This window comes from Elusimicrobiota bacterium, assembly GCA_041658405.1.
Lineage (GTDB): Bacteria > Elusimicrobiota > UBA5214 > JBBAAG01 > JBBAAG01 > JBBAAG01.
The window spans coordinates 1-13,868 of record JBBAAG010000078.1 but is presented as its reverse complement, the minus strand read 5'-3'; the positions used below and the strand labels follow the sequence as shown (position 1 = coordinate 13,868).

General features: G+C 39.2%; 16 protein-coding genes. 7 read left to right on the top strand and 9 right to left on the bottom strand.

The window, feature by feature from the left end; translation table 11 throughout:
- The 7 genes from WC955_11225 to WC955_11195 form a co-directional block, all read right to left on the bottom strand.
- A partial coding sequence (locus WC955_11225) for a hypothetical protein (GenBank protein ID MFA5859620.1) occupies positions 1–641 on the bottom strand: 641 nt, incomplete at its 3' end.
- Positions 642–1,080: 439 nt separating this feature from the next.
- Positions 1,081–1,542 (bottom strand): response regulator, encoded by a 462-nt coding sequence (locus tag WC955_11220; GenBank protein ID MFA5859619.1) that lies wholly within the window; start codon positions 1,540–1,542, stop codon positions 1,081–1,083.
- Between the two features lie 137 nt (positions 1,543–1,679).
- Positions 1,680–2,276 (bottom strand): hypothetical protein, encoded by a 597-nt coding sequence (locus WC955_11215; GenBank protein MFA5859618.1) that lies wholly within the window; start codon positions 2,274–2,276, stop codon positions 1,680–1,682.
- Between the two features lie 26 nt (positions 2,277–2,302).
- A complete protein-coding gene (locus WC955_11210; protein MFA5859617.1) occupies positions 2,303–3,253 on the bottom strand; it encodes a diacylglycerol kinase family protein in 951 nt (316 codons plus the stop codon).
- Positions 3,228–3,605, bottom strand: coding sequence for a hypothetical protein (locus WC955_11205; protein MFA5859616.1), 378 nt, complete (start codon positions 3,603–3,605; stop codon positions 3,228–3,230). The genes WC955_11210 and WC955_11205 overlap by 26 nt, the downstream gene beginning before the upstream one ends.
- Before the next feature lie 68 nt (positions 3,606–3,673).
- Entirely contained in the window at positions 3,674–4,003 is a 330-nt protein-coding gene (locus WC955_11200; protein MFA5859615.1) for a hypothetical protein, read from the bottom strand.
- 56 nt (positions 4,004–4,059) lie between these two features.
- Entirely contained in the window at positions 4,060–4,737 is a 678-nt protein-coding gene (locus WC955_11195) for a DUF6629 family protein (GenBank protein MFA5859614.1), read from the bottom strand.
- A 319-nt stretch (positions 4,738–5,056) separates the two neighbouring features.
- On the opposite strand from WC955_11195, the gene WC955_11190 reads away from it, so the two are divergent.
- The 7 genes from WC955_11190 (at position 5,057) to WC955_11160 (ending at position 11,362) form a co-directional block, all read left to right on the top strand.
- Entirely contained in the window at positions 5,057–5,257 is a 201-nt protein-coding gene (locus WC955_11190) for a hypothetical protein (protein MFA5859613.1), read from the top strand.
- A gap of 44 nt (positions 5,258–5,301) precedes the next feature.
- On the top strand, positions 5,302–5,442 hold the full coding sequence (locus WC955_11185; GenBank protein MFA5859612.1) for a lmo0937 family membrane protein: 141 nt from the start codon (positions 5,302–5,304) through the stop codon (positions 5,440–5,442).
- An 11-nt stretch (positions 5,443–5,453) separates the two neighbouring features.
- Positions 5,454–6,077 carry a hypothetical protein gene (locus tag WC955_11180; protein ID MFA5859611.1) on the top strand — a complete coding sequence of 208 codons (624 nt, stop codon included), beginning with the start codon at positions 5,454–5,456 and terminating at the stop codon, positions 6,075–6,077.
- Between the two features lie 21 nt (positions 6,078–6,098).
- Positions 6,099–8,438, top strand: coding sequence for a PAS domain S-box protein (locus tag WC955_11175; protein MFA5859610.1), 2,340 nt, complete (start codon positions 6,099–6,101; stop codon positions 8,436–8,438).
- The gene (locus tag WC955_11170) at positions 8,435–8,800 is read left to right on the top strand and encodes a response regulator (GenBank protein ID MFA5859609.1); all 366 of its coding nucleotides are present in this window, start codon (positions 8,435–8,437) and stop codon (positions 8,798–8,800) included. Before WC955_11175 ends, WC955_11170 begins: the two co-directional genes overlap by 4 nt.
- 9 nt (positions 8,801–8,809) lie before the next feature.
- Positions 8,810–9,862 carry an adenylate/guanylate cyclase domain-containing protein gene (locus tag WC955_11165; protein MFA5859608.1) on the top strand — a complete coding sequence of 351 codons (1,053 nt, stop codon included), beginning with the start codon at positions 8,810–8,812 and terminating at the stop codon, positions 9,860–9,862.
- Positions 9,863–10,042: 180 nt separating this feature from the next.
- Positions 10,043–11,362, top strand: a complete 1,320-nt coding sequence (locus tag WC955_11160) for a porin (GenBank protein ID MFA5859607.1) — start codon at positions 10,043–10,045, stop codon at positions 11,360–11,362.
- 21 nt (positions 11,363–11,383) lie between these two features.
- On the opposite strand, the gene WC955_11155 is transcribed toward WC955_11160, so the two are convergent.
- Both WC955_11155 and WC955_11150 read right to left on the bottom strand, forming a co-directional pair.
- A complete protein-coding gene (locus tag WC955_11155) occupies positions 11,384–12,448 on the bottom strand; it encodes a uroporphyrinogen decarboxylase family protein (GenBank protein MFA5859606.1) in 1,065 nt (354 codons plus the stop codon).
- Positions 12,449–12,497: 49 nt separating this feature from the next.
- The coding region (locus tag WC955_11150) for a CsgG/HfaB family protein (GenBank protein MFA5859605.1) at positions 12,498–13,868 on the bottom strand (1,371 nt) is incomplete at its 5' end.

Sequence of the window (13,868 nt, the reverse complement as noted above, 5' to 3'; positions counted from 1 at the left end):
ACTCCATAGGACGCTCCTACACGCCAGCCGGAATCCAGCAGGCTTGTAGCAACATTCGTACCGAGGTTGGAATATGCCAGCCCAAGGTTTAACCGTGAGATAGGGTTCCACAAAAGCCCGAGGTCCATCGCATAGGCGGAATATACTTTATTGGCAAGTGCTTGACGGTTGTACTTTACTGCCATACCTGCGGATATTCCAGAAAACAATTTCTTACCCCAGCCTAAGTTAACACTCAAATCCCCGGCTGTGTAGTTATCTGTAACATTGCCTACGCTATCCCTGCCTTCAAATATACCGTTGTCAACGTAATTGATTGATGCTGCAAGCCCGCCAAGGATGCCTATTGGCATCCCGATTACTGCGGTCTCGTGGATAGACTCTCCCAACCCGTTGTTGTGATGCAACCCAAGTTCCATACATTCAATTGTTCCCAGCCCTGCAGGGTTCCAAAACAAGGATGATGAATCCTGGGGTACTCCAACAACCGCTGACCCCATTGACATCGCACGGGCTGTCCCGCCTTCGCGGGTCAACGGCATACCCAGGCTTCCTGCCGCCTGCGCAGTTTCAGCTGTGCATGCTAGCCCGCTGAATAGCGCTGCTGTCATTAATACCATACCGATCTTTTTAATCTTCATGTATTTATCCTCTCAATAAGATAGTTTTCATATTAAATTTTGATTGTATTTCCTATTTTTTCTTTTCATTAAAAAGATTTGCAATTTTATTCATAAGTGCTGAAACTATGCTGCTACTGAAAAGCATTAGATTTAACAGCGGCGATGCTGCATCAATTTTTCGCGTAAGTATTTCAACTTCTTTTGTTGTTTGCTTAATTTGAATCATAGTTAACACGAAGTACACAGTTCCGACAAGAATTGAAATTGTTATTAGAATAACGCATATCAATAAAGTAATTTCCATTTTTTCTCCTCCACAAATATTTCATTTATCCCTAAACTTCAGGCATACTGCTTTCTACTGCTACCGAAAGTTTTGCCTGTAATACACTTGATAATAATACATGGGATTGACTAATATAGTAATTGGCGGGTTCTACTTTTGTCTGACTTAATTCTACTTGTCAAGTTTCACGAATTTACTATTTCTTTTTGAATAAATTGTTTTCCAGCATGACTTTTCCATTTTTTGTGTTTCAACATAGTTTTTTGATAATACTATTTTTATAACCTGAATCAGTTTGTCCGGTTGAAACGGTTTCATTATATATGTGTTAACTCCGCACTCGCGTAAATACTTTTCGTTCTCTTCAAGGATAAGGAAACCGGTAATTACAATAATTGGTATTTTGTTTAACTGCGGGCTCTGCTGTATTTCTTCGGCTACCTGAAAACCGTGCATATTCTCCATTTTTATATCCAGTAGTATCACATCCGGCTGTATTTCAATCATGTTTTGCAACGCGGATTTCCCGTCACTAAACACAGTCGGCATATACCCGTTTAATGCAAGAGTTTCATTAATTTCCTCCAAAAATACCCTATCATCATCAATTACTACAATCTTTTTACTTTTCATATCTTTGGTTTAAACATGTCTTCCATCCTCCTCAATGTTAATGATATTGTGTTCCAATACATCTCACAATTGGGAATATCTGCTTTTTATTGACTATTTTCTATACTATTAACTATTTCATTTCAGGAGCAGTGTTTTTATCTATTTTTTTGTGTAATATTAACAATTTCAATAAGCTGCCAGTATCCAGCTTTCATTTTTTGCATTTTCAGTTCAAGAATATACTTTTTTTTATCCTGTAGAGTAACGAGTCCTATGCCAACCAAAGCTATTTTGCCTTTATTTTTAGTGTATTTAATACCAGTATATTTTGAGTCAGCATATTTCTTAAACTCCTGAAAACACCCGTTGTCTTTCCCATTCCGCCCTTCTTGATCTTGAACAAAAACGCCAGTTTTTATATATTGTTCAATCTGTTCTTTCATGATTTCATCTAACCGCGGAACCATCAATTTAAGGAAGGGCTCTCTAATACTTTCAACAAGTTTACTCCACTGACTTGTTTCTTCAGGCTTACTTTTGTAAGTAGTTGTTGATACACCATTTTCTAAAACCCTATTTACCACGGTATTGACATCAACATACATATTAAACATCCTAACATCATGAATCTTTGCTGCTTTAGCAACCTGGGTTAATGAATAAGCAGGCGTATGTAACCAGTAAAAGTATCCGAACGCTATAGAAATGCTTATAATTATAATAATACTGCCAATAACAATACTTTTATTCATTAATATGATTTCATGGTTTTAACTTACTATTCCTCATTTGTTTTACTTCTATCAGGAATCAATACAGTAATTGCAGCTGGAACAACCTTTATCTGAGCAGGAATATTTTCTAATACCTCGCCATCGCACTGCACGACCTGTTTGTGGTTTGTGGAAACACTAATCTGTTTACCTTGCCAATGCTTAACTAATTCCAGATTAACCGGCATTTCTCGTTTAATCAAAGCGGTAATAATATGCTTCAGAAAAAATAAATTTGCTTTTCGCAAGACAACAACATCCAATAACCCATCGCTTACATCTATATTCCTATCTAAAGATACATCTGTAAACCCGACATTCCCAGCATTAGCAATAACGCATGTCATACCTTGAACATCGAATTTATTACCGTCTATATTAAGATGATAATTTACAAGCCGGATTCTATTGAAAGCTTCGACTGCTGAAAATAGATATGCCAAAATACCATATTTATTTTTTGCCTTACGTCCCGCGCCTTTCACTAAATCCGCTCCAAAACCAATACTTAATCCTGTAATAAAATAGCGGTTGCCAAACTGTCCCACATCGATAGTTTTAATTTTACGCGGAACTTGACTGATAATCGCACAAGATTCTTTAAGATCTTCCGGTATACCAAGTTCCTTAGCCATTACATTCGTAGATCCTCCGGGTAAAATAATCAACGGTATTTCTGAACCAATTAAACCGCTAACAACTTCCATCACCGCGCCGTCCCCGCCGTACACAGCAACAGCGTCAACTCCTTTTTTCACAGCATCCTGTGCATACCGTATTGCATCTCCCTCTTTGTGAGTAACCAATGCTTCCCATTTGATCCCAACTTCTTTCATAGCAATATTAATAGTAGATAATATAGGCTCTTCTTTCCCCGAGGCAGGATTAATGATGATATGAATATTTTGTATTATCTTTTCCATAAGCACTTTACCTTTTCTGCCAATACTTTTCAAAAGCCCTGATTTGCCTGCGGATATACCATCTTTTGGGATCCGCTGCCGCACGGGCAGTGGTCAATAAATTAACAGCCTCTTCCATTGTATGCCCCATGCTGATAAGAATAGCTGCGGACATAGCAATACTACGCCGTTTGCCTTGCATACAAAAAACTAACACCCTACCCTTATTCTGAATAACAGGCAAGGCAGCGTCAACCCCCACAAGCAGTTTCTTGATTGAGATAGGGGTAAACATTGTGTCATAAGTTTTGATCCACAATGTTTTAAATGGGGGAAGGGTATAGACTTCATCGGGCGGCATTTGCCCGATCATGGAAATAATTAGATTAAAATTAAGTACTTTCAATTCATCGACGTGTTCCTTCCCGACTCTGGATCCTACATATAAATAATCTGTTACTTTAGATATATCAATCATTTATTTTGTTCTTTCTCAACAGTTACGTTCTGTCCTGAACTAACCTGCATTTTTCCCATCAATGAATTCTGTAGATTATCAGACGTTTCCATACAACTTGAGCAACTACGGGAATATTTCATACTGATATTTCTTATTGTTTTTGGGCCATAAGTCATTCCATTAATAAGCACTAATCCTGCAGTTATTAACAATATTTTTGACATAATCTTTCCGAATAATAATACATCTTTGGGCCTATCCGGCTTGCTTGTGGTCCACATAACAAAATAACTCAGTGTTACAATGAACGTTACTGCTACTAAATGAATCATTATTACCGTCATACTATCTCCTTTTCCTTTGTTTATTACTATTTCCTTTTTTAATGTTTGACATAATATTATTTGGAATGTGCAGCGGATAACTTATCAAAATGAAATTTTTTGTGTGCATCCCTAATAATATAAAAAACCATAAAGCTTATCACAGCCGCAAAGAAACACCATACCGAGGTCAGGCAACGCGTATAAAATAGTACTGAGACAATAAACGATAATCCCATAATAATTCCAATAATATAGATTCTTTTAATACTAGAAATAAAAAATGGTGTTATCGCTGCAATAAGGTAAACAAATACAGCTGCATATTCTAGAGGGTCTACAGTAGAGTTTCGATAGATAATATGCCATTTGCTGATTCCCGCGTGAACACCATAAAACACCATACGGTATAAATAGTACAACCCGATCACCGTGCCAACTGCCAGTAATGCAGACAATATTTTTTTTCGTATTTTATTGTTTTCTATCAATAAAACAGAAAACGGAATCAGGATAGGCCAAAGAACCTGCGCCATTATTACAAAAATGTATGTGGTAACTGCCTCCAGCCCGGCATATCCTGTCTTTCCTATTGTAAGCCATACAACGCCTTCTGTAAATTGCTGAAAAGCAAAAAATAATGACATACTTGCCAAAACTATTTGGGAAGGCTTATGTACTTTTTTTAATGTTTCAGTTCCGATAAACGTAAGCAATACACCTGCTGTAAAACTTGCTGGTGCTGAAAAACACATTTTTTTCTCCTATGAACTTTAAAGTCATCTATAAAATATTTCGCATACTCATTTCAGGATCTGATCAACTTTTATTGAAAGTCAATAACTAAATAATACTAGTGGATAAAGAATATATGAATTGGCTGGTTCTGCTTTTATATGACTTTATTCTACTTACACATTTTTGAGCCACCAGAGCTACACCCGCGTTTAGCTATTTCTCCTAAATCCCTAGGTAGAAGAAAGTCGGTAGAAAGGGGATTCAGCCAATTCCTAAAACATGTCAATTTTGTAAAAATAGAACCATGTTATTCTAAGGATTAGAAGGAGAAAATTTATGAGAGAAGAGAAAACCATTGGGGAACGTATTGACAAGGTTGTGGACAAAGTATCGAAGAATGTTAAAATTGCCAAGAACAAAATCGTTGTGGCAAAAAAGGACGCTGCGGATATCGCGCGCGACATTTCAAAAAACGCGAAGAAAACTACAGCTGATTCTAAGAAAGCTGTTTTAAAACTGATTCATAAGAAAAAATGATTCGGGCATAGCAAGAATGATCGGGAGATAATCAAGGAGGGCAAATTTTAGAGACGATTGCTGTTATACTTGTTGCGTTATGGCTGTTGGGTTTTATTACCGGATACACAATCAACGGGTTCATTCATATTTTGTTTGTAATCGCAGTTATTGTGGTATTGATAAGAGTTATTCGTAAAGAATAGTAGAGGAATAAATGAAAAAAATAGTAAAGTGTTTTAGCGTAATAGTTTTGATGGTTATGATAAATATCATGATCAGCAGCAGGGCTAGTGCAGAAATTAAATTAGGGATCTCGGTAACCGATGATGGCATACAATCATTCCATCTGGGAATAAGCAATTATTATCATGTTCCGGAACGCGAGGTTATGGTGATCCGTGAACGTGGTATTGATGACGATGATCTTCCTGTGGTGTTCTTTATCGCTTCCCATGCACGGGTGAGTTCGGATGTTATATTATCTCTGCGGGCGAAGCAGATGTCGTGGTTCACAATCTGTACAAAGTATGGTTTGAGCGCGGATATATTCTACTACCCTATGGATTACGTGATCGTGAAAGGCTCGCCCTATGGCAGAGCATATGGTTATTACCAGAGGCCGAAGAAACAGTGGAAGAAGATTGTTCTTATAGACGACGATATAGTGAACCTAGTAAACATGCGGTTTTTTGTGGAACAACACGGGTATTCCCCGGAAGAAGTTGTGAAAATGCGTTCCAGCGGCAAGAAGTTCTCAACGATATATTCCGAAAAAAAGAACAGCAAAAGTAGTAGCAAAGCCACTGGACATAAAAAAGGCAACAAGAAGCGAAAATAGTACTAAAAAGGATACCATAATATGTTCTGGAATAAAATCGTAACACAATCCCGGGAATACTCAGAGAGTATTGTCAATACCGTGCGTGAACCATTGATTGTTCTTAACAAAGATTTAAGAGTAGTCACCGCCAGCCGTTCCTTTTATGAAGTCTTTAAGGTCAATCCCAAAGAAACCGTGGGCAAGCTGATTTATGACCTAGGCAATAAACAGTGGGATATTCCCAAACTGCGTGAACTACTGGAAACCATCCTTCCCCAAAAAGCAACTTTTGATGATTATGAGGTGGAACACGATTTTCTCGATATTGGCCAGCGTACAATGCTTTTAAATGCACGAAGAATTCCCAACCCACCGGGAAAACTGAAAGTAATTCTCCTGGCTATAGAAGATATTACCAAGCGCAAGGTTATGGAAGAAGCTAATCTTAACCTAGCCGCAATTGTTAATACATCTGTTGATGGCATTATTGGAAAAACATTGCAAGGAGATATTGTTAGTTGGAATAAAGGCGCAGAACAAATATATGGATATACTGAACAAGAGATGCATGGCAAAAACATTTCTATTTTGGCTCCCTCTAGTTACAAAGAAGAAATACTTAACCAATTTATAAAACTGAAAGACGGAGAATTAATTAAAAACCATGAAACAAAACGTGTTAGAAAAGACGGGGTAATAATTGATATTTCTTTAACTCTTTCACCAATCAAGGACAAGTTTGGAAATATTTATGGCATATCAGCCATTATGCACGACATTACCGAACAGAAAAAGGCAAAACAAGTACTGATTGTCAGTGAGTATTCCGAGAGTATCATCAATACTGTGCGTGAACCTTTAATCGTTCTGGACCAGGATCTAAGAGTAGTCACAGTCAGCCGGTCATTCTACGAATTTTTTAAGGTAAAACCTGAAGAAACCATAGGACATCTTATTTATGACCTAGGCAATAAACAGTGGGATATTCCCAAACTGCGTGAACTCCTGGAAACCATACTTCCTCAAAAAGCAACTTTTGATAACTACGAAGTGGAACACGATTTTCTCGATATTGGCAGGCGTATAATGCTTTTGAATGCACGGCAAATTCAAAGAGGGTTGGGGAAAGAACGGATCATCCTCCTGGCTATTGAGGATATCACCGAACGCAAGCAGATTGAAGCCGGACTGGAAAAAACCCGGAAAGAACTGGAGATAATTAAACAATCCGCGGATGAAACCAGTGAATTCGCTGAGAGCGTTATTAACACTGTACGTGAACCTTTAATTTCTTTAGACCAAGATCTTAGGGTAGTCACGGTCAGCCGTTCATTTTATGAGTTCTTTAAGGTAAAACCTGAAGAGACCGTAGGACACCTTATTTATGACCTAGGCAATAAACAGTGGGATATCCCCAAACTACGTGAACTCCTGGAAACCATACTTCCTCAAAAAGCAACTTTTGATAACTACGAAGTAGAACACGATTTTATTGATATTGGCAGGCGTATAATGCTTTTGAATGCACGGCAAATTCAAAGAGGATTGGGGAAAGAGAGGATCATTCTCCTGGCAATCGAGGATATCACTGAACGAAAACAGATAGAAGCAGGGTTGGAAAAAGCTTATAAAGAATTAAATGAGCTGTCCACTGAGTTAAAACGTGTTGCGAGGGTAAAATCAGAATTTTTAGCTAACATGTCTCATGAACTCAGGACCCCGCTTAATTCCATCAACGGTTTTTCTGAAGTATTATACGACGAGACTTTCGGGCCGCTTAATGAAAAGCAAAAGCAATACGTTAATAATGTTTTAACCAGCGGTAAGCATCTACTTTTACTTATAAATCAGATACTTGATATGGCAAAAGTTGAAGCCGGGAAAATGAAACTTTCATTATCCAGTTTACCCATGAAAAGCCTGTTAAACGAGATTTCACTGCTGGTAGCGGATACGGTCAGCAAAAAAAAGCTTCAGATGTTACTTGAAATATCCAAAGACCTGCCGAATATTGAAGCAGATGAGCTTAAAGTAAAAGAGATAATGTACAATCTGCTTTCAAACGCAGTTAAATTTACACCCGAGGACGGTAAAATTGGCTTGTGGGCGAAGAAAGCCGGGACTGAGATAGAAATAGTCGTTTGTGATTCTGGAGTCGGTATTGCACCTGAAAACATAGAAAAAATATTTGAAGGCTTTTTCCGGGTCGATACTCCGTATTCCCGGATAACTGAGGGTACCGGGCTGGGGTTACCGCTTTCGAAAAAACTGGTTGAACTACACGGCGGGAAGTTTTCTGTAGAATCAGAAGGCCTAAATAAAGGCACCATGGTCAGGTTTACTTTACCGATTACATCAAGGAAGGATGGCGTGAAATGAGGAAAAGGGCATTAATTATAGATGATAATGAAAACAATCTTTTACTGGAAAAAGACCTTTTGGAAGTTGTTGGTTTCAGAGTATTTGTAGCCAAAACAGCTGCTAACGGAATTGCCATTGCTATGAAAGAAAAGCCGGATATTATAATTATGGATATGCGTCTACCAGATATGCGTGGTTCCGAAGCAGCAGCAATATTGCGTCAAGACAAAGAAACAGGCAGTATACCCATTGTTTTTGTAACTGCTTCTGTACTGGCAGAAGGCAGAGAAGAAATAAGTGGTATAACTAACAGCGGGTTCATAGGAAAGCCGATAAATACGCGTACCTTTGTTAAAGAAATCAGTCAATTTCTTAATTGAATTACCAAGATGAGAGACAAACCGGTAATTTTAGTTGTTGATGACCAGCCTCAAAACATTGAACTAATCGAAGCATATCTTTATCCGCAAGGTTGTGAAATTATCAAAGCATTAAACGGTGAAAAAGCGTTGGAAATACTTTCTAATCATAAAATCGATTTAATTTTACTGGACGTAATGATGTCTGGCATGAACGGATATGAAGTTTGCAGAAGAATCAAAAAAGATCCGAATAACGCATTCCTTCCTATAGTTATACTGACGTCACTTGATAACATAGAGGCAAAAATTGAAGGGCTTGAAGCCGGAGCGGATGACTTTCTAAATAAGCCTTCTCATAAAATTGAACTTATTGCCCGGGTAAAAAATTTGTTGAAGATGAAATTTTTCCACGATGAAGTAGAATTAAGAAATAAGCTTATTTCCAGTATGTTACATCGTTATGTAAACAGCTTCGCTATTGAACAAATAATCGCTAATCCGGGAATATATTCTAAATTGGGCGGTGATAGAAAAGAGGTTGCCGCGTTTTTTTGTGATTTACGCGGATTCACCTCTCTTTCCGAGAACATGAACGCAGATGAACTTATTCATTTCCTTAACAGTATATACAAGGTGCTTACCGGAATTGTTTTTACAAACAAAGGTACCTTTGATAAATATATAGGCGACTGCATTATGGCTTTTTGGGGTGCTCCGATAGAGTTAGAAGAAGAAACGCTATGGTCAATTCGGGCGGCTGTAGAGATGCAAAAAGCCTTTAAGGATTTGAGACAAAGCTGGCCGCCGGAATTACAAAATCTTGGGATTGGGATAGGAATAAACTATGGCGATGTGGTTGTTGGAAACATAGGAACTGAAGAAGCAATGGATTACACAATCATTGGGGACATCGTTAACACAGCCCAAAGAGTAGAGTCAATAGCCCGACCCGGCCAGATCCTAATTACAGAAAATGTTTTATTGCAGGTTGAAGGAAAAATTAAAATTCACACACTAGAACCAGTTCAACTGAAAGGGAAGCTATTACCTGTAAAAATTTATGAGGTTCTAGGAGTTTAGAAAAGCGAATAAAGTCAGTACAAAGTGGCATCAGCCAATTCCTAAAACAAATCAATTGTGTAATAATAGAATCAGGTGTTTAAGTTAAAGATACAGTTATTAATAAGGAGGGAATGAGTAGTTTTGAGACAGTAGTCAGTGAATTTTGAATAAAATGAGGAAAGTAAAAAGGAGAAAAGTATGGTGTTACTAAAAAGAATTAGAATTGTATTTGTTATGTTTATTAGTTTGTTTATGGTATCCGCATCCGTAAATGCTGAGGATGACTCTGCAACGAACGCAGTAGAAGTTCATGGCATGTTTCAGGGACTGGGTTTGCTAGAGGCGTTGAATGATAACTCACGGAATAATGACAGGATTTCTTTATATCAACGGCAGTCATTGTTAAGGGTAAACGGTAATTATGACGATCTGACGTACAGTATAGAGATTGCTTTTGGCGGTGAAGAAACAACTAAAAGTAATACGGTATTATCGTTACTGGATTATTATGTAGACGTTCCTTTGATAAGTGAAATGTTATATATCCGTGTAGGACAGTTTAGGGTACCTTATAGCCGTGAACGTTTGGTAAACTCCGGGACGATGCAGTTTGTTGACAGGTCAATTAATACCTTAGGTTTCAATGTAGGCCGTGACAGCGGGTTTGCTGTACACGGGAACTACGAAAACTATACCGCAGCTCTAGGAATTTTTACCGGCGGCGGGATGGAAACCCCGATACGGTACCTACCACAAAAACTAGGTGTACCAATGATAGTGCTCCGTGCTGGGTATAATATTATGGACAAAAACATCTTTGCTATTGACCAATCACCAGTTGACTCAGAACTAACAAAATATGCGATATACTTTAACGGCCTTTATACAAAAGATTCGCGGATAGGGCATTCAAGTGTTTTGAGTAACAAACAGACCGATATTTCGTTATTGTACAACAAAAACTGGAACCCATACCTTCGCGCGATTACTAATGCATCTCAGGTTGAAATCGGAGAACTTATGCAGATCGGGCTTGATTGCGCAGCACAGACCAAGATCAGTGATGTTTTATTATCTGCTGAAGCGGAAGTTAACCACGGAACGTATTCAAACGCATTTGGTGCGATTAAGCTTACCGGCTCTGAATGTAAAATCGCAGCATTGTATGAACCTTGTGAAGTAGCTCTTAGGTATGCAATGATTATACCGGACAAAAACTTTGGGTATGCCGATTTTGGCGTTGGTAGAACAAATAGTATTTGGCCGTTAGTTGACGATAAATATATCTATGAAATAACGCCGGCACTTACAATTTACTTCAAAGAACATCATCTTAAACTCGTGTTTGATGCACCTATGGGTATTGATGTTCCAGTAGTACAGGAAGAAAATATCGGTGCTTATAACCTTATGGCGATGCCGGATCAAGCGAGTTTGGTTACGACATTACCGTATGGAACATTAATCCCGAGACAAAATACTGCTGCTATCAGAGTTATGTTCCAGTTCATGTTCTAAAAAAGTATACGGCCTGCGGGATTATATTGATAAATATTTTCCCGCAGTTTCGTACATTGAGATAATATTTTTTACCGGCGCATCAATTTGGATATATGTATGCCCGGGCCCGAGGATATACCCTCCGTCTTTCCCGAGGATATCAATTAACCGTTTAACTTCATCGGATACCTGCTGTGGCGTACCTTTACACAACACCTCCTGGAGGTCAACTCCGCCGTAGAAACAGATATCACGCCCGAAATCTTTTTTTAACCCCGCGGGATCCATCCCGGCAGCACGGATTTGTATAGGTTCCAGCATATCAACCCCGGACTCTATGATCATAGGAAGTAATGGCCGTACTGACCCGCAGCAATGCAATAAAAACTTTTTGTTATGCTTATGCGTGATAGCCGTTACGCGTTTGAGGTAGGGTACCACAAATTCCTGGAACGTTGCAGGGCTGAATAACGGGCTTAATTGCGAACAATAATCGTCGGCCATATACACAATATCTATACCCTCACCGTACTTCTCAAGCATAACAGTAAGGTATCCCTCAATTTTTTCAGTAACCGTTTTTATCAGGCGATCCGCGTATTCTTTCCGCATTGCAAAATCAAGCATTATATCTTCCATCCCGCGGAGAAAGGATGATACAAAATACGCACCCCAGGTGAATACACCGATTACTGCGCGGTTACTCTGTTCCCTTGATTCTTTAGGAAAATGCGTGAAGTCCAGAGCGTCCGGTGCCGGCCACGGATAATTATCGATATCCTTAAGTTCATCTTTCCCCGCAAGCGGGCTGTAACACAACTCGTCGTAGGTACCGCCGGAATAATGCGCAACTCTCGTTTTGTATCCCCACAACGCGGTCTTAACCTCTTTCTTTGCCTCTTCTTCGGAGAACATAAAATTATTCGGGAGTATCATCCAGGTATCGACATTAAGTTTATCAAACAATTCAGGTTTTGACCTTGTCTGGAAATGGTTATAGAGGATATCATACACTTCTTTTTCCGCGTCAAACGTAATAGGTATACGCCCTGCGGGTGCGCGGTGGTTAACCGCTGTTAGTACGCGTTCTTTGGATGTAATCATACGTTGTATTCCTCAAATCAATATTTTCTTTAATTCATTCAACCTAATACTATTTAAGCTTAAACACCGCAGCGGCGTACGGGAACTGAATCCCGACATATTTAGGCTCACCGATTTGAGTTTTGAGGTCTGTGTACGACACTCCAGGTTGTGTACCCAAAAATGCCAGTATAAAACTGAACTCGTACTTTTCTTTTACTTCCACACCAGCATGCGCGTAAAGGCCTATATGCCCGCCGAGGATGAGTTCTGCCGCGAAGCCAAACCCGGTTTTAAAATAAAACGGGTATTCGCCGAAATACCAGTTGTACTGCGAGTACGGCGCCGGCGCGATACCGTTGAACATTATGGCGCCTACGTCGATGCTGCGTTTTGACTTGTTGCGCTGATAATCCGTAAAAAAATGTTCCCACGTGATCAGCAATAACGGAAATCTTGTTCCGGCGGTAAGGATCGGGATGCTATCCGCTACGCCGCCTATGCCGTAATGTAGTTTATCTTTTTGGTATCCCTTTTTGTGGTCCAAATATTCTTCCGGGGTAAGAAGGTGTTTAGAGTACGCTTCTAAATACTCGTCGTAGCGTAGCCCCGCGGGTTTAAAGTTGGCGTTGTAGTTCGTAAGGTTTATAATACCGTAACCCAGCGATTGTTTGACATCGCGGTAACCAATACCTTTTTGCAAAAATATTTTTATGACTTCCATATCCCAGCCTTTACGATAAGCATCCAAAAACTCGGTGATTGTGAACGCAATGTCGTACTGGCGGAGCTCAAGAAATTGTTCTGCGCGGAGATTGTTGGTAATTAATGACGCGATTTCGTCGGGATTTGCGCCTAAAAATTTCCATTTCGCTGTTTGGAACTCAGCTTGATCCACCGGTTGGGACACGTCTTTTCTGGTGCGGTAGTTCAGTTCTATGTTTTTAACAATTTCCTGGATCGCGTCAAATATCTGTGTTTCATTTTTTATAAATATTATATCGCTGAAGTCTATTAACGAAGAGTCTACGTTGATGATCCGAACGTTCAACGCTAAGATTGTGTCGGAAAACCGTTCTAAAGAACAAATAAACAGCTTGTTTGCCGTCAGTAACTTCCCTATTTTCAGTAAACTTGATTCCTGAATTATGCCGGCCATACTGAGTTTCTGTTCGTCCAATATTTTTTCGATATAGCTGCGGTCCAGGACTTTGAATAGGTTCAACCGAAAAAGTTCGGTCCTAAAAATGTCGGTCAGTATTGACAATTTGCCGGGGTCCATGTCTACAGAACTGGATTTTACGTTTAGTATAGCGAGCTGGGATTGTTGCTCCGGTGGAATGTCATCGGTATAACCCGCGAGGGGTAACGAAAACAGGACTGCCAACGCCAGGGTGTGAATTACCGGAATTATAATAAGTTTATGTTTCATACCGTTCCT